10 protein-coding genes are annotated in these 16,804 nt (G+C 67.8%); 4 read left to right on the top strand and 6 right to left on the bottom strand.

Annotated elements, in window-relative coordinates:
• Positions 1–274: 274 nt before the first annotated feature.
• The 3 genes from ACFOM9_RS06880 to ACFOM9_RS06870 all read right to left on the bottom strand — a co-directional run bounded on the left by ACFOM9_RS06880 (position 275) and on the right by ACFOM9_RS06870 (position 5,414).
• Positions 275–2,497 (bottom strand): M20/M25/M40 family metallo-hydrolase, encoded by a 2,223-nt coding sequence (locus ACFOM9_RS06880; RefSeq protein ID WP_386708049.1) that lies wholly within the window; start codon positions 2,495–2,497, stop codon positions 275–277.
• A 125-nt stretch (positions 2,498–2,622) separates the two neighbouring features.
• Positions 2,623–4,887 carry a M4 family metallopeptidase gene (locus tag ACFOM9_RS06875; protein ID WP_386708046.1) on the bottom strand — a complete coding sequence of 755 codons (2,265 nt, stop codon included), beginning with the start codon at positions 4,885–4,887 and terminating at the stop codon, positions 2,623–2,625.
• Entirely contained in the window at positions 4,884–5,414 is a 531-nt protein-coding gene (locus tag ACFOM9_RS06870; protein ID WP_386708043.1) for a hypothetical protein, read from the bottom strand. Before ACFOM9_RS06870 ends, ACFOM9_RS06875 begins: the two co-directional genes overlap by 4 nt.
• Positions 5,415–5,772: 358 nt before the next feature.
• On the opposite strand from ACFOM9_RS06870, the gene ACFOM9_RS06865 reads away from it, so the two are divergent.
• Positions 5,773–7,362 (top strand): tetratricopeptide repeat-containing sulfotransferase family protein, encoded by a 1,590-nt coding sequence (locus ACFOM9_RS06865; protein WP_386708041.1) that lies wholly within the window; start codon positions 5,773–5,775, stop codon positions 7,360–7,362.
• Positions 7,363–7,489: 127 nt separating this feature from the next.
• Here the strand turns inward: ACFOM9_RS06865 and ACFOM9_RS06860 are convergent, their stop codons facing one another.
• Positions 7,490–9,760 (bottom strand): M4 family metallopeptidase, encoded by a 2,271-nt coding sequence (locus tag ACFOM9_RS06860; protein WP_386708038.1) that lies wholly within the window; start codon positions 9,758–9,760, stop codon positions 7,490–7,492.
• A 669-nt stretch (positions 9,761–10,429) separates the two neighbouring features.
• Positions 10,430–10,981, bottom strand: a complete 552-nt coding sequence (gene sufT / locus ACFOM9_RS06855; protein WP_386708035.1) for a putative Fe-S cluster assembly protein SufT — start codon at positions 10,979–10,981, stop codon at positions 10,430–10,432.
• 104 nt (positions 10,982–11,085) lie between these two features.
• On the opposite strand from sufT, the gene ACFOM9_RS06850 reads away from it, so the two are divergent.
• Positions 11,086–11,553 (top strand): hypothetical protein, encoded by a 468-nt coding sequence (locus ACFOM9_RS06850; RefSeq protein WP_386708032.1) that lies wholly within the window; start codon positions 11,086–11,088, stop codon positions 11,551–11,553.
• Here ACFOM9_RS06850 and pdxR read toward each other — a convergent pair.
• The gene (gene pdxR, locus ACFOM9_RS06845; RefSeq protein WP_386708029.1) at positions 11,474–13,012 is read right to left on the bottom strand and encodes a MocR-like pyridoxine biosynthesis transcription factor PdxR; all 1,539 of its coding nucleotides are present in this window, start codon (positions 13,010–13,012) and stop codon (positions 11,474–11,476) included. The two genes, ACFOM9_RS06850 and pdxR, sit on opposite strands and share 80 nt — an antisense overlap.
• A gap of 86 nt (positions 13,013–13,098) precedes the next feature.
• Here pdxR and ACFOM9_RS06840 point away from each other — a divergent pair, with 86 nt between their 5' ends.
• The gene (locus ACFOM9_RS06840) at positions 13,099–13,602 is read left to right on the top strand and encodes a hypothetical protein (RefSeq protein ID WP_386708026.1); all 504 of its coding nucleotides are present in this window, start codon (positions 13,099–13,101) and stop codon (positions 13,600–13,602) included.
• Between the two features lie 249 nt (positions 13,603–13,851).
• A complete protein-coding gene (locus ACFOM9_RS06835; RefSeq protein ID WP_386708023.1) occupies positions 13,852–16,440 on the top strand; it encodes a TonB-dependent receptor plug domain-containing protein in 2,589 nt (862 codons plus the stop codon).
• The last annotated feature ends 364 nt before the right edge of the window (positions 16,441–16,804 follow it).

Raw genomic sequence — 16,804 nt, 5'->3', positions numbered from 1 at the left:
AAGCAGTGCGGGCCGCGAGTGCGACGGGGCATGGCTCGGATCGACATCCGGAGCGCCCGAACAGGCCGCGCAGAGCAGCCCGGACAGGATGGAAACCAGTCCCCACAATCCGGTGCGTCGCATGGGCCACCTCCGCGCGCACGATAGCACCGCGGCAAGGCCCGGAATGCCCCGCCGATGCACGCGTTGGCCGTGGCCGATCAGCAGGAACGGGCGAAAGCACAGCGCGCCCCGCCCGTTCCCTCAAGCATCCGCCGACCCATGGTTCACCGGGTCAGAAGGTAACGCCCCAGCTGTCGATCCTGCCGGTATCGCCGCGTCCGCGGTCGGTGACCCGCAGCCGCCACGCGCCGTCCAGGTCTTCGGTCGACAGGTCAAGGGTGAAGCTTCGAATCAGGTCGTTGCCGCTGCCGCCCGTGCGGTTGTGCAGCAGGTAGGCGCTGCCGTCGGGCGCGATCAGGTCCACCCGCAGGTCGCCGATGTAGCTGTGGCGGATGTCGACGTCCACCTGCGCGTCGGCGGGCGCCTTGCCGCTGCGACCGACCACCGTGACGGCGCTGTACACCGTGGCGAAATCGCTGATCGCGACATCGTCGGCATTGGCGTAGGTCTGCACCCCGCCCCCGCCTGCGCCGGTGGCGTAGTCGCCAACCACGCTGACCCCCGAGAACGCGGAGTAGCCCTTGATCCGCACGTGCCAGGTACCGGCGGCAGGCGACGCAAAACTGCATGCCTCGCTGTTGCCGGACTTGTAGGGACGGCAGTCATAGGCGCTGTCGGTCGGCGCGCTGCCGAAGCGCACGTACAGGTCGGCGTCACCACTGCCGCCTGACATGGTGAACGCCAGGCTCGACGCGCCGGCAGGCACCTCCAGCGTGTAGGCCAGCGACTGGCCCGCGGCTCCGGACAGCCCGGTCACCGGCACGCCTTTCTCCAGCACGCCGCCTTCGCCGCCGGCCGTGACGGTCACCGCTCGCGTCCTGCTGCCGCTGGCGCCCGCGTCATCGGTGACCGTCAGCACCACGTCGTAGGTGCCCGCCGCGGCATAGGCGTGCGTCGGATTTGCCTGGCTCGACGTGCCGCCGTCGCCGAAGTCCCAGCTGCGCGAGGCGATGGCGCCGTCGCTGTCGCCGGAGGCATCGGTGAACGTCGCCGACAGCCCGTCCACCGCGACGCTGAAGTCGGCCACGGGCGATGCGTTGTCGCTGCCGCCGCCCGCGGTCTTGGCCAGCTCGCCGAGGAAGCCCAGGCCGAGCCGGGCCAGCGGCACGCTGGGCGCGGCGCTGCCGCCCATGTTGGCCAGGGTGTCGTCGGGCGTGTGGATGTCGTTGTTGAACCCGGCCTCGAACATCATCGCGGCCGGATAGCCGGCGCTGGTCCAGGATGCGTGGTCCGAACAGCCGTAACCGCAGGTGTAGGTGCCGCGGGTCAGGCCCAGCGGCGCGAGGTATTCGTCGAACACGTCGCGCACGAACTGCTGCAGGCCCGCGTTGCTGTTGTCGGTGATCAGCTGCATGTCCACGCCGGCGCCGATGGCGTAGTTGGTCATGTCCAGCTGCAGCACGCCCACCACGTTCTTGCCCTGTGACTGGAACGATTGCGCGATGGCGTTGGAGCCGCGCAGGCCGACCTCCTCGGCGGCATAGCCCATGAACTTCACCGTGCGCTTGGGCTGCCAGCCGTTGGCGAGCGCGACGCGGATCACTTCGGTGAGCGTGGCGATGCCGGAGGCGTCGTCGTCCGCGCCAGGCGCATCCATGGCATCGCCGCTGCCGGAATACGAAATTGAATCCAGGTGTCCGCCGAGCACGACGATTTCCCCGGGCAGCTCCGCGCCCTGCACGGTCAGGATCACCGAAGGCTGGGTGCTGCAGTTGTCGCAACCGGTGAACAGCTCGGCGCTAACGTCGCTGCGCCCCGCGGCCAATCCCAGCCAGGTGTCGCGGATCCATTCCGCGGCCGCCTGGCCGTGGCTGCTGGCGTAATAGCGGTTGGGCCAGGCCGTGGACAGGTGTTCGATGGTGTCGCGGATGTTGGCTTCCTGCACCTGCGCCAGCCAGGGATCGACCGTGTCCTGGTTATCGACCGTGTAGTCGGCCAGGAACACCGTGTCGCGCGCCAGCGCGGAGCGATCGGCCGCGATGAATGCCTCGGCTTCGGCGCGGGTGTCGAAGGCGAAATAGCCGCCGCAGCGCTTCTCGCGCTCGTGGACCACGATGCTGACCTCGCCAAGCTGGTTGGCCTGGACCCGCGCGACCACCAGGCGATTGCCGGCGGCATCCCGGCGCGCCATGCCATCGCGGGCGATCGCCTGCAGGCCGCCGCGCCAGGTGTCGTCCGACACCACGATGAAGACGGGGGCGAAAGGATCCTGCTGCGGGCCCAGCGCGGCGGTCTCGCCGGCATGCCCGGAGTCGCGCGCCGAAGCCTGCGTGGCCGGAAGGCCGCTCAGCAGGAGTCCGGCAAGCAGCCCGGCAAGAAGAGTGCGTGGTGTCATCGAGTCGCTCCTCTGCGATCCGCGGGCGCATTGCCGGCGGATCGATCGTTCTGGAATGGATGGGGCGGCAGGACTGCCCGCGAGAAGAAAAAGGCCCCGGTCTTTCGACCGGGGCCGTGTGCCACTTAGAACGTGATGCTCCAGCTGTCGATCTTGCCGGTGTCGCCGTTGGCGTTGTCCCTCACGCGCAGCTGCCAGTTACCGTTGATGTTCTCGCTCGACAGATTGACCGTGTAGGTCTTGATGATGTTGTCGGTGCTGCCACCGGAACGGTTGCTCAGCAGGTACAGGCTGCCGTCCGGCGCGACCAGGTCCACCCGGAGGTCGCCGATGTAGGTGTGCTTGATGTCCACCTTCACCTGCGTCGCCGAGGGCGCCTTGCCGCTGCGGCCGGAGACTGCGATCGGGCTGTTGACGGTTGCATTGTTGTTGATCGGATAGTCGGTCGTGTTCGAGTACGTCTGCGAACCACCGCCACCGCCGCCAGTGCCGTAATCGCCGACCAGGCTGACGCCCGAGAACGCCGAGTAGCCCTTGATGCGCACGTAGTAGGTGCCGGCCGACGGCGAGGCGAAGGTGCAGCTCTCGCTGTTGCCCGACTTGTAAGGGCGGCAGTCGTAGGAGCTGTCCGTCGGCGCGCTGCCGAACTTCACGTACAGGTCGGCATCGCCGCTGCCGCCGGACATCGTGAACACCAGGTTCGACGCGCCGGCGGGTACCGCCAGCGTGTACGCCAGCGACGCACCGGCCGAACCCGACTGGCTTCCCACCGGCACACCCTTGGTGAGGACCACCGTGCCCGGATTCGGACCCGGACCAGTGCCGCCGTCACAACTGACGCCGACCCCGGCGAACGCCGACGTCACGTCGGCCGCGCTGAAGCCCAGGTCGCTGGCTGCTTCCTCGACGCCGCAGGCGCCCTGGTCGAAGTCGGTGCTCGAGGTCCAGTAGTCGCGGTTGGCGCGCGCGAAGGCCTGGAACGCCTTCTGCGTGTTCCAGCCGCTCTTGTTGGCCAGCAGGTAGAACGCCTTGTTGTAGACGCCCGACGAGTAGTGCACGTCCATGCCGTTGTAGTAGTCGTCGGCATGGCCGATCGAAGCGCCGTCCTGCGGCGGGTTGGCCATGTAGCGCAACGCGCCGTTGCCCTTGAAGATCTGCGCGCCCACCAGGAAGTCGTTGCTGCCGCCGTTGAAGAAGTATTCGGCGGCCTCGCCGGCCATGTCCGAGAACGCCTCGTTGATGCCGCCCGACTGACCCGAATAGTTCAGGCCGGAGTTCTGCTCGGTGTAGCCGTGCGAAACCTCGTGCGCCGACACGTCGAGGCTGACCAACGGGTAGAACGTGCTGGCGCCGTCACCGAAGGTCATCGCCGAGCCGTCCCAGAACGCGTTCTCGTAGTTGCTGCTGTAGTGCACCTTCATCGTCAGCTTGAAGGTCAGCGGCGCCGAGCCGATGTAGGCGTCGAACATGTCGAAGATGACCTTGCCGAAGTAGTGCGCGTCGTTGAGCGGCGAGTAGGCGCCGTTGATCGACTTCACCGTGTTGCGCGGGCAGGTGTAGGCGAACGCGGTGCTGCCGCTGGTGCCGCCGTTGAGGTTGACCGTCTTCACCACGGAATTGTCCATGGTGCAGGTGCTGCCGCTCTGGGCGACATCGAGGAAGCCGTGGTCGGTGCCGTATTCGTACTGCCCGGTCTTCTGGTTGCCGCCGGGGCCGGTGCCGATCTCCGCGTTCTGCAGGTTGTCGTACTGCTTGAGGATGCGGCCGCTGTTGGCGTCGATGATCACCACAGGGCGGGTCGGGCTGCCGCCGTTGGCGGCATCGGCGAAGAACGTCACCACGTACGCCAGGTGCGCGCGGTCGTTGTCGTCGACGTACACCATCTTCCGGCTTTCCTCGCGCTCCACGCGCATCGCCAGCAGGCGGTTGCCCAGAGTCGCGCGCTTGGCGGTGGCCAGCGCCTGGGCACTGGTCAGCTTGGAGTCGGTGGTCGCCGGCAACTCGCTGTCCAGCCCACCCACCTTGCGTCCGAACATCGCGCGCACCTGGCCGCTGGCATCCTCGCTGACGACGATCTGCTCGCCGTACACCGGGATGCCGTTCCAGGTCTGGGTGTAGCGGTAGTTGCGCACGCCATTCTCGATGGCGCGGGCGTTGACCACGGCCAGCGCCGAGTCGGCGTCGAGCGAAAGCATCTCGGCATGGCGCAGGCCGGCCTGCTTGCTGACCCCGATGGCCACGCTTGCGTTGGCGTACTGGCTGTTGAGCGCGGCGACGTCCTGCTTCTGCAGGTCGACGCGGGTCGCGGCCTGGGCCGAGACCGCGGCCAGCGCGAGCGCGAGCGGTGTCACGACGTAGAGCGCGAGTGGATGGTTGCTGGAATGGATCACGATTGCATTTCTCCCGAATGGTTGGATATGTCGATCGCCGCATGGCGATCTCTCTCGACGCTTGTCCAACTGCACCGTCGCGGGCTTGTGTTGCCCGCATCCGGCTTGCGCACTGCTTCTTCTCGGAACCCGGCGACCAGCGGCGACGGCCCCCCGCCCGCTGGCTCAGGCACCTGCAGCTTCTTCAGATGTCGATCGTTGACGCGTCCGACGAACTTCCGGCGATCCAGGTCAACGCTGTCGGCGCGGCCCATGGATGCGATGCCCTGCCCGCCTTGCCCGTTCGCGGTGCAACAGCCACCGGCGCGACCGGCGAACGGAACGCTGCCGGGAACCGGCTTGAAGCGAAGCTTCGGAAAAGACCCGGCATCGATGGCCTCGTGCTGGAAGGAACCGCCGCTGGCGGAGAACCGATGGAACGGGTCGAACGCCGCCCATCGGGAACAGACGCATGACGCAATGCGTCCTGTATTGACGATAAATGACAGAGAAAAAAAGAAACACGCTGCAGGTGCAGCAATTTCCACCCATTAAGCGTGACCCACTGCGCGATTCGCGGATGTAGACGGTTACATCCGGAACTATTTCGTCGAGTTCTGTCTTCGGCGGTCTCGGGCTTCATGAACCTGTACACGGCAAGGGCCGTACGCACAGCCTCCTCACCGACAGCTGCTGGCGTCGCGAACCACCCGGTCGATGCGATGCCTGCCGGGCGCCGGAGGGTGCGAGCCGGTGGCGTCCAATTGGCCTGCCTTCCAAGGTCGGCTGACGCAGCCCCTCATCTTTCGCGAAGGGAGCTTTCTGCTCGCGGCCTGACGCCGCAGCGCGCCGCCACCTATCATCGGCGTTCCCCGGTTTCACGACGCCGCGATGCCGCAGTCCACGATGAGTCCCGCCGCCTCCGACCCGCGACTGGCCGGCCTGCCGCCCGCGGCACTGCCGCGCATGCAGGCGGCGATGCAGGCGATCCGGCAGGGTGATGCCGATTCGGTGCTGCGCCTGGCCGGCGAGGTTCTCGCCATGGCACCCGAGCATCCCGAGGCGCTGCGGCTGATCGGGATCGCGCACAACGCCAGCGGACGCCACGCGCAGGCGCGCGATGCGCTGCAGCGTTCGCACGACCGGCGCCCCGGTGATGCGCTGGTGCTGATCGACCTGGGCAACGCGCAGCAACGCTGTGGCGACCCGCAGACCGCGCGCGCGAGCTGGCACAAGGCCGGCGAACTGGCGCCCGGGCACCCGATGCCCTGGTACAACCTCGGCCGCGCCCTGCAGCTGGAGGGCCGCACCGGAGAGGCGATCGCCATGCTGTCGCGCGCGGTGGAACTGGCGCCGGACTTCATGCCCGCTCGGATCCTGCTGGGCGACGCGCTGGTGCACGCCGGGCGCTTCGAAGAGGCCGACGCCCACTACCGCGAGGCGCTATGGCGCAATCCCGCCTGCGGCGATGCCTGGCGCGGGCTGGCGAACATGAAGGTGCGGCCGCTGTCGGACGAGGATCGCGAGCAGCTCGCCCTTAATCACAGCCGCGCCGACATCGGGGAACCGGACCGCGTCGCGATGGGCTATGCGCTGGGCAAGGCCAGCGAGGACCACGGCCGCCACGAAGAAGCCTTCGCCGCGCTGCAGTCGGCGAACGCACGCTTGCAGCGCGAAGCGCCGTGGGATGCCGCGGGTTTCAGCGCGCGCGTGGACGCCATCATCGCCGCGACCGCGCAGCTGCCCGCGCCGATCGATCCCGCGCTCGGCGGCGAGGTGGTTTTCATCGTCGGCATGCCGCGTTCAGGCTCGACGCTGTTCGAGCAGATCCTCGCCGCGCATCCACAAGTGGAGGGCGCGAGCGAATTGCCCGACCTGGGCAACGTGCTGGACGAGGAGTCGGCGCGACGCGGGCGGCCGTTCCCGGAATGGATCGCCGAGGCCGACGCGGGCGACTGGCAGCGCCTGGGCCGCGACTACCTGCAGCGCACGGCGCGCTGGCGCGAACGGCGGCCGCGCTTCACCGACAAGATGCCGGAGAACTGGCTCCTCGCCGGCGTGCTGCGGGCGATGCTGCCGGCCGCAACCGTGCTCGAAACCCGGCGCGATCCGCTGGAAACCGCCTGGTCCTGCTACAAGCAGCATTTCTACCGGCTGCCGCATTTTTCCTGCGACTTCGACGACATCGCCGCGTTCATGCGCGACAGCCAGCGCGCGATGGCGGCCCGGCGCGAACGCGATCCGGCCCATGTGCCGCTGCAGTCGTACGAGGCGCTGCTGCGCGATCCGGAGACGGCGATCCGCGAGCTGCTCGATACCTGCGGCCTGGCATTCGATCCGGCGTGCCTCGCGTTCCATGCCGCGCCACGCAGCGTGCGCACTGCCAGCGCCACCCAGGTCAGGCAGCCGCTGCAAGCGGACACCGGCCGTGCCGGCGGCTATGGCGCACTGCTCGATCCGCTGCGTGCCGCGTTGGCGCGCGTCGGCCTGTCCTGAGCCGCCCTCGACGGCGGAGTGTTCTCAGGCCCCGCACATGCGAACGGGCGGGGACATGCCCCGCCCGTTCAAGCTTCCCTGCGTCCGTTCGGATGCCGGTCCCGGCCGTGGCCGGGACTGGATGCGATCAGAAGGTCACGCTCCAGCTGTTCAGCATTCCGGTGTCGCCCCTGCCGTTGTCCTTGACGCGCAGGTTCCAGGTGCCGTTGAGGCTTTCCCCGGACAGGTCGACCGTGTAGGTCTTGTTGATGTTGTTGCTGCTGCCGCCGGTGCGGTTGTGCAGCACGTACGCGGTGCCGTCCGGGGCCACCAGGTCGACCTTGAGATCGCCGATGTAGCTGTGGGTGATGTCGACCTTCACTTCGGTTTCGGCGAGGCCGGAACCGGTGCGATCGGCGACCGTGACCGGACTGCGGAACGAGCCGTAGTCGTTGATCACGAAGTCGTCACCGTTGGTGTAGGTCTGCACTTCGTCGCCACCCGGATCGCCGCCATCGCCGTCGTAAGCACCGACGAGGGTCACGCCGCTGTACGAGGTGTACGCCTTCACCCGGACGTAGTACGTGCCCGCCGAGGGAGTCGGGAACTCGCACACTTCCGAGTTGCCGGACTTGTACGGGCGGCAGTCGTACACCGTATCCGTCGCTTCCTCGCCAAACTTCACGTACAGGTCGGCGTCACCCGTGCCCCCGGAAATGGTGAAGCTCAGGTTCGCCGCGCCCGCCGGGACGTCCAGCGTGTACCGCAACGCGTGGCCGGAGGCGATTTCCATGCCGGTCACCGGCACGCCGTTCTCCAGCGCGACCGGATCCGGGTCAGGCGGCGGGCCGCCACCGCATTCGACATCGACGCCGGCGAACGCCGCGGTCACGTCGGCCTTGGTGTAGCCCAGGTCTTCGGCCGCCGTCTCCACGCCGCAGGCGGCGTCGTAGAAGTTGACGTCCGGGGTCCAGTAATCGCGGTTGGCGCCCGCGAAGGCCAGGAACGCCTTCTGCGTGTCCCAGCCATCGGTGTTCGCCAGCAGGTAGAACGCCCGGTTGAACACGCCCGACGAGTAATGCACGTTGAGGCCGTCGTAGTAGTCGTTGGCGCTGCCGATCGAGATGCCGTCGAGGGTCGGATCCTCGAAGTAGCGCAGCGCCTCGCCCGGCGCCTTGAAGATCTCGCCACCCACCAGGAAGTCGTTCTCGCCCTTGAAGAAGAACTCCGCGGCTTCGCCGGCGATGTCGGAGAACGACTCGTTGATGCCGCCCGACTGGCCCGAATAGATCAGCCCCGAGTTCTGCTCGGTGAAGCCGTGGGAGACCTCGTGCGCGAGCACGTCGAGGCCGACCAGCGGGTAGAAGGTGCTGGCGCCATCGCCGAAGTACATCGTCTGCGTGGCCGGCTCCCAGAACGCGTTCTCGTAGTTGGTGCTGTAGTGCACCTTCAGCGTCACCTTGCCGGTCAGCGGCGAGGTCTGCAGGTAGTCGCTGTACATGTCGAACACGACGTGGCCGAAGAAGTGCGCGTCGTTGAGCGGCGCGAACGCGCCGTTGATCGCCTCGACCGTGTTGCGCGGGCAGGTGTACGTCCAGGGCGTCGAACCGGTTTCGCCGTGGTTGAGGTTGATCGTGGTGACCTTCTCGCTGTCCATCGTGCAGTTGGCGCCGTTTTCCTGGACGTCAAGGAAGCCGAAGTCGGTGCCGTACTCGTACTGTCCGGTCTTCTCGTTGCCGCCGGGGCCGGTGCCGATCTCCGCGTTCTGCAGCGCGTCGAACTGCCTGAGGATGGCGCCGCTGGCGGCGTCCACGATCACCTTGGGGCTGGTCGGCGAGCCGCCCTTCGCGGCATCGGCGAAGAAGGACACTTCCCAGGCCATGTGGGCGCGGTTGTCGTCGTCGATGAAGACGACCTGGCGCGATTTCTCGGCCTTGACCCGCATGGCCAGCAGGCGGCTGCCGAGGGCGGCGCGCTTGGCGACCGCGAGCGCCTGGGCGCTGCTGACCTTGGCCGCCACGGCGGGCAGTTCCCTCTCGAGGCCGGCCACCTTGCGGCCGAACAGCGCGCGGACGGCGCCATTGGCGTCTTCGCTGACCACCACGTGCTCGCCGTAGATCGGCACGCCGCGGAAGGTCTGCTGGTAGCGGGTGTTGCGCACGCCATCGCGGAGGGTGCGGGCGTTGAGCACGGTCAGGCCGGAGTCCGGTCCGAGGCCGAGCATCTCCGCATGGCGGATGCTGGCCTGCTTGCTGACGCCGATCGCGACGCTGGCCTGGGCGTAGCGGCTGTTGAGGCTGGCGACATCCCCCTGGTGCAGGTTGACCCGCGTGGCGGCATGGGCCGACATCGCCATGCAGGCGAGTGCCAGCGGCGTGATGGTGACGAGCTGTAGGGAACGCTTCTTTGAGTGGATCACTCTTTGGATCTCCCGATGGGTTGGACGTGCGACCGGCCGCGTGGCCGGTCCTCTCTCTTGCTTTCCAACGACTGCGCCCGGTCGCCCCCCGCGGCCGTCGCACCCCTGCTGCTGTCTGCCGTCCGGTATCCGGACACCGCGGGTGTCCTTGGGACCCCCGGGGCGCGATGGATGGCCATCGCTTCCTCCGCAGCTTCGTGCCGCACGAACCTCCTTCAACGAAGAAGTGAAACCAAGCGGGACCGGTCTGGAACGGTCCCGACACACCATGGACACAGGACCGGCATCGACGCGGGCGTCGCCCCGGGCCGGCCGCGAAGGCCGAGCGGAAACGAGGTTCCCCGACACCGCAGGCCAGTACGGGACGCATCCCGGAAATGACCCTGTGCGTCCCGATACTGACCAAAAACGGCAACTCAGCGGGCGTTCACACTGCAATTGCCGCCGCGAATTGATCAATCTGTGACGAATATCACATTAATGGCCAACCCAAGCCTCAGGGTGCATGGCCGCCCGCCGTACGTGCCGGCGGTGCGCCCGGCCAATGCGGCGGCGGCCGCATCCGGAGATGCAGCCGCGGGGCAACGAGGTATCCGCACCATGCGATGCGGAGTCCACCGGCTGGCGGAGACCGGCGGGGAAAAGCGACCGCGCGATCGCGCGATTGCGCTACAGCATTCCGGTTTCGAGCTTGGCCGCGTCGGACATCATCGCCCGGTTCCACGGCGGGTCGAACACCAGCTCGACGTCGGTGTCGGTGACTGTCGGGATCATCTCCAGCTTGCTGCGCACGTCATCGACCAGGATGTCGCCCATGCCGCAGCCCGGCGCGGTGAGCGTCATCTTCACTTCCACCAGGCGATTGCCGTCCTCGCCGTGGGTGACGTTGGCTTCGTAGACCAGCCCCAGGTCGACCACGTTGATCGGGATCTCGGGATCGAAGCACGTCCGCAGTTGCTGCCACACCAGCTTCTCCACCGCGTCGTCGCTGGCGTCCTCGGGCAGCGAGAGCGGTTCGGCCGGCTCCTTGCCGATCGCATCGCCGTCCTGGCCGGCGATGCGGAACAGGTTGCCCTCGATGAAGACCGTGTAGCTCCCGCCGAGCGCCTGGGTGATGTAGCCGACGCTGCCCGCCGGCAAGGTCACGACGTCGCCCTGCGGCACCAGGACGGCGCTGCAATCGCGTTCCAGGCGGACGGGTTCGCTGCTGCGGGAATACATGGTCGGTCGTGGGCCTGTAGTGGGTGCTGTCCGGAAAGGTCGTGGCCGCCGGACGGCGGTACAGGCCCAGGATGGTGGCGGCCGCTCGCCGCGCAAGGGCGCCATTGTATCGCCGCCCGGGCGGTATGCTGTCCGGCTTTCGCCTCGACGACCGGCCGATGCCCCCGCTTGCGCCCCGCCCCCTGCCCTTGCTCGCACTCTTCCTGCTGCTGCTCGGCAGCGTCGGCATCGCCGCCGGATGGGTGCTGTCGTCGCAGGCTGTGGGCGGGCAGGCGAGCTGGATCGCCGTGCTGGCCGCGCTTGATGCGGCGCTGATGCTGCGCCTGGGCACGATGCGTCCCGGCTGGGCGCGCGCCGCGGCCGCGGTAGCGGGCACGATGCTGGCCATTGGTCTGGCCAACTGGGGCATCGTCGCCTCGGAGATGGGCGCGCCCATGGGCCTGTTGCCATGGGAATCACTGTTCCGGCTGGGCCCCGGTTTCGTGTGGCTCCTTACGAAGCTCGCGAACGGCCCCGTCGATTTCGCATGGTGGGGCGCTGCACTGGTCGTCGCGGCGGTTGCATCGCGCTGAGCACGGGGAAAACTGCATCCAGGCTCTGCCTGAAAAGCACCAGCGCCTGCTCGATCTGGGGCACCGACAACCCGCCAAAGCCCATCAGCAGTCCGCCGCGATCCTGCGGGCGCAGGTAGTAGGGCGCGATCGAATACAGGCCCAAGCCCTGTCCCTGGGCATGCCGCACCAGCGCGTCGACTTGCGCGTCGCCCCGGCCGGGCAGCCAGACCACCAGGTGCATGCCCGCCTGCGAATCCTCGATCTGCAGCCGTCCACGGCTGCAGGCGCGCAGCCCGTCGATGAGCGCTTCACGGCGGAGCTTGAGCTGCTGCGCGGTCAGCCGCAGGTGGCGTTCGAAACCACCGCTGGCGATGAAATGGGCCAGCGCTGCCTGCTCGATTCCGGGCGAGGAAAAGTCCGCCATCCATTTCGCGGCGATAAAGTCCCGCCGCAGCTGCGGCGGCATCACCAGATAGCCCAGCCGCAGGGCCGGGAACATCGCCTTGGAAAACGTGCCGACGTAGACCACGCGGTTGTCGCGGTCCAGCGACCGCAGGGCGGGCACGGGCTTGCCCTCATAGCGGAACTCGCCGTCGTAGTCGTCCTCGAAGATCCACGCGCCGGTGCGGGACGCGTGCCCGAGCAGCTCCGTGCGCCGGCGCAACGACATCACCGCGCCGGTGGGAAACTGGTGCGACGGGGTGACGCACACGAGCTTCGTTCGACGCTGGACGATTTCGCCGACCACCAGTCCCTGGGCATCGACGCCCACGGCTTGCATGGACGCGCCTCGCGAAAGCAGCACCTTGCGGATGGCGTCGTAATGCGGCTCCTCGATCGCGACGGTGTCGCCCGGGTCGAGCAGCACGTCGGCGATCAGGGCGATCGCCTGCTGCGTGCCGCCGACGATCAGGATGTCCTGCGGCGAGACGTGCACGCCGCGCCGGCGCGCCAGGTAGTCGCAGGTCGCCTCGCGCAGCGCCAGGAGCCCCTGGGAAGGCGGGTACTTGGGGGAGGTGTACTGCGCCGCCCGCGACAGCTCGCGCGCCCATGCGGTAGTAAGCGCGGGATTGGTCATCGGCACGCCGTACTGGAAGCTGTGCACCGCCCCGGTCACGTCGCGGCCCGGGATGGCCGAGTGGTCGTGGCAATCGCGCATCCGCCGCGCGCGCACCGACTGCGGCCCGATCTCCTGCTGGACCACAGGCGGCGGCGGGGGCGCCTCCGGCAGTGGATGCGCGATGTAGCTGCCCGAGCCGGTGCGGCCGTCGATGAAGCCTTCGGCGCGCAGTTGTTCGTAGGCCGCCAGCACCGTGTTGCGCGACAGGCCCAGTTCCTGCGCCAGCAGTCGCGTGGGCGGCAGGCGCGTGCCGCCGCAGGCCCCGCCGCGCATCGCCGCCTTCAGCGCGCGGGTGAGCTGGGCGTGCAGCGGGCCATCGCCGTCGAGTTCCAGGTACATCGGTTGCTCCGCGGGCATTGGCCCTATTCCAATCGAACCGATTGGCCCTTGATAGTGCCATTGCGGCGGTTCCTCATAGGGCCAATTCCACCGGAGGCCAAACGATGACCCTGCTGTTGGCTCCAGCTTCGTTCGGGGCGCGCGCCCCAGCCGCGCGCGTGCCCGGGTTCCTCGTCGCTGGCGTTGGCGGAGCGGTCGTCGACCTGGCCGTGGCCGCCGCCTACTGGGCGCAGTTCCAGGTCGATCCGATCCGCATCCCGCAGGGGATCGCCGCGTGGTTCATCGGACAGGCCGCCTACGCCGGTGGCACGGCGACAGCCTGGTTCGGACTGCTGGCCTATTGCGCCCTGATGTGCGGCGCGTGCGCGCTGTACCAGAGCGCAGCCCGGCGATGGTCCGTGCTGCGGCGAAGCCCGTGGGTGTATGGCAGCGCGTATGGCGCCTTGGCCTATGGCGTCATCTTCTGGATCGCGTCGCCGCTGCTGACCGGCGAAACCGGGTCGACCAGGCCCGACTGGATTGCGCTGTGCGTGGCCACCTACGTCGTGGCGATCGGGATGCCGGCGGCCCTTGTGGCGCGTGCGGGGCTGGGCGGTAAACGCCGCTGATACAAGCGCCGGCCCCCTCTTCGACCTCTGCCTGATCAATCGCTGCCGGTCTTCCCCGGTGGCGCGACGTGGCGAGTCCGCGCGGACGACGATCGCGCGTCGCGTTCCCGATTCCCGGCTGCTGCACATTTTTTCCCCGGCGCGATGCACAGCGGCGCAGGTTAAGGATTCGTAATTTCAGTCGACCCGCATCGCGATGCCGCGGCGCGGGCCTTATCCGAAAACCGGAACGACTGGAGAGAATCCGAGATGACCTTGCAGACCCACAAACTCCGCGACGCAATTGCGGTCGCGCTCGTCGCTGGCGCAACCGGCGTCGCCGGCAGCGGCGCTGCCTTCGCACAGGACCAGAACCAGGACACCAGCGCCGACGACGCCACCACCCTCGATCGCATCGAGGTCACCGGTTCGCGCCTGAAGCGCTCCGAGATCGAAGGCGCCCTGCCGGTCACGGTCATCGACCGCGCCCAGATCGACGCCAGCGGCGAAGTCTCCGTGTCTGATTACCTGCGTACCACCAACTTCAACTCGGTCGGCCAGTTCCGCCCGCAGTCGGGCAGCTCGGCCCAGGCCGGCGCGTTCGCCGACCTGCGCGGCCTCGGCAGCCAGCGCACCCTGGTGCTGATCGATGGACATCGCGCGCCGAAGGCGCCGTTCGCGGCGGGCGCCGGCACCGACCTCAACGCCATCCCGCTGGCGGCCGTCGAGCGCATCGAAGTACTGACCGACGGCGCCTCGGCCGTGTACGGCGCCGACGCGGTCGGCGGGGTGATCAACCTGATCCTGCGCAAGGACTACAACGGCGCCCAGGTCACCATCGGAAAATCGAGCCCGAAGTGGGGCCCGACCGACGAAGCCTCGATCCTGTTCGGCGTCAGCGGCGACCGCGGCCACATCGTCGGCGGCTTCTCGCACAACCGCCGCGCCATGATCTTCACCAATACCCGTCCGTGGGGCAGCGAACCCGGCGCCAGCACCTTCGGCAACAACTATTTCTCGGTCGACGCCGACGGCAACATCGTCAACTCCAACTTCGTCAACGGCATCGACTTCTACAATCCGGTTGAAGGTGGCTGCACCAACGAGGATTTCTACATCAGCCCGATCAACGGCCGCTGCGTGTACGACTTCAACGCCACAGCCGCCGACGAGGCCAGCTACGGCAACAAGGCGTTCTTCCTCAACGGCGAAGTGCAGATCAACGACGACTGGTCGACCTACCTCAGCACCACCGTCACCAACGCCGGCAGCTTCGGCCGCTACGCGCCCGTGCCGGGCGTGGTCGTCATCGCGCCGGACGCGGCGCAGAACCCGGTGCCGGGCGCCACGACCTACCTCTACCACCGCTTCGCCGCCGCGGGTAACCGTGACACCGAAACCAACGCCAACGCCTACGACATCCTGCTCGGGTTCCGCGGCACCGTTGGCGACACGGTGGATGTCGACGTGGGCGTGCGCTACAACACCTATCGCTACGACGAGTTCGGCCGCAACTTCATCGTCGGCTCGCTGGCCGAACAGGCGATCAACGACGGCCGCTACAATATCTACGATCCGGGAGCCACGCCGGTCGACGTGCTGAACTCGATCAAGGCCACGACCACCCGCAACAGCGTGTTCACCACCAAGGAAGCCTTCGGCAACATCACCTTCAACGACGTGTTCGAGATGGGCGGCGGCAGCGCCGGCCTGGTCGTTGGTGGCGAGTTCCGCAAGGAAGACTACGCCGACATCTTCGACTCGCTGTCGTCGGCCGGCGTGATCCTCGGCAGCTCGGGCGCTTCTTCCGGCGGCGGCCGGGAGGTCAGTTCGATCTATGCGGAAATGCTGCTGCCGTTCACCTCGACCCTCGAGGCCGACATCGCGGGCCGCTACGAGAAGTATTCGGACTACGGCAGCAACTTCGCCCCGAAGGTCGCGCTGCGCTGGCATCCGATCGACAGCCTGACCCTGCGTGGTTCGGTGGGCCGTGGCTTCGTCGCCCCGACCTTGGACATCATCACCCAGGAAACCGCGTTCTCGGCCGACTCGGTGTTCGATCCGGCCACGTGCCTGTTCTTCGGTGCCGACACCGCAGAGGACTGCGCGGCGTTCGGCGGGGACGACCCGGTGCAGGTCAATGCGTTCCGCGAGAAGGCCGAGGGCCTGGGCGCCGAAGAATCGAGCCAGTACTCGTTGGGCGTCGTATGGGATGCCACCGACTGGCTCAACGTGACCGTCGATTACTGGAACATCAAGATCGAGGAGCGCATCGCATTCTTCAGCTCGCAGCAGTTGATCAACATCGACAACGGCGACGATTCGACCCCGATGCCCGGCGCGCCCTGCTCGCTGACCCGCGACCCGAACCGCGGCAACGCAGTGGTGGAAGTCCACAACTGCTTCTTCAACCAGGGCGAAGTCAAGACCGATGGCCTGGACCTGACCCTGCGTACCAACTTCGACCTGGCCGGCGCCGGCAGGTTGACCAACGTGCTGCAGGCCAGCTGGTCGCACGAGTTCACCATCGACGGCGGCGCCGACCAGGTGCAGTCGCAGGGCTTCCCGGCCGTTCGCGCAACGCTCAACAACCAATGGCAGCGCGGCGACTGGGGCGTGGGCTACATCGCCCGCTACATCGGCTCCAATGGGTCTGGGGCGAGCGCGACGGAAAGCTACCTCACGCACGACCTGCAGGCGAGCGTGGAGCTGCCGTGGAACGCGAAGTTCACCGTCGGCGTCAACAACGTCGGCGACAAGATGCCGGAGTTGATCAGCTTCAACGGTCGCCCCTTCAACTTCTTCCTGTACGACGCTTACGGCCGCACCCCCTACGTCCGGTACGAACAGCGCTTCTGAGAACTCCCTGCGAGCGCACGGGGAGGGGTTCGCCCCTCCCCTTTTTTTGGCGCCGCGCGACTTTTGAAGTTCCGGGGGCGGCCGCGATGCCGCGCACCGCCGCACACTCGGGCGGAACCGCAACAAGGGACCATGTTTGCAAGACCCGCGGAACAGCATGCCGATGCGCCAGCGCCGATGCTTGTTCCCCGTCTGCGGTGCTTCCCTCTCCAGGCAAGGGCGACGAGGCTGCAGCCATTCCAGAACATGCAGCGACCAACGCCCGTCCGCGGACATCGGCCCGACCCCAATCGGGCCGTTCTTTTTTTCGGAGATTGGCACCTGCGGCATCCGCGCGATTGGCGCTCCCGCCGCGATGGGCCCG

This window comes from Luteimonas notoginsengisoli, from assembly GCF_042648885.1.
GTDB classification, from domain to species: Bacteria; Pseudomonadota; Gammaproteobacteria; order Xanthomonadales; family Xanthomonadaceae; genus Luteimonas; species Luteimonas notoginsengisoli.
The sequence above is the reverse complement of the archived record's forward strand: the minus strand, read 5'-3'. Positions and strand labels throughout refer to the sequence as shown.

Bases quoted from the DNA above. Each gene is read 5' to 3' on its own strand.
- ACFOM9_RS06840 (WP_386708026.1), top strand. From the start codon at position 13,099: ATGACCCTGCTGTTGGCTCCAGCTTCGTTCGGGGCGCGCGCCCCAGCC.
- pdxR (WP_386708029.1), bottom strand. From the start codon at position 13,012: ATGCCCGCGGAGCAACCGATGTACCTGGAACTCGACGGCGATGGCCCG.
- ACFOM9_RS06835 (WP_386708023.1), top strand. From the start codon at position 13,852: ATGACCTTGCAGACCCACAAACTCCGCGACGCAATTGCGGTCGCGCTC.
- sufT (WP_386708035.1), bottom strand. From the start codon at position 10,981: ATGTATTCCCGCAGCAGCGAACCCGTCCGCCTGGAACGCGATTGCAGC.
- ACFOM9_RS06865 (WP_386708041.1), top strand. From the start codon at position 5,773: ATGAGTCCCGCCGCCTCCGACCCGCGACTGGCCGGCCTGCCGCCCGCG.
- ACFOM9_RS06880 (WP_386708049.1), bottom strand. From the start codon at position 2,497: ATGACACCACGCACTCTTCTTGCCGGGCTGCTTGCCGGACTCCTGCTG.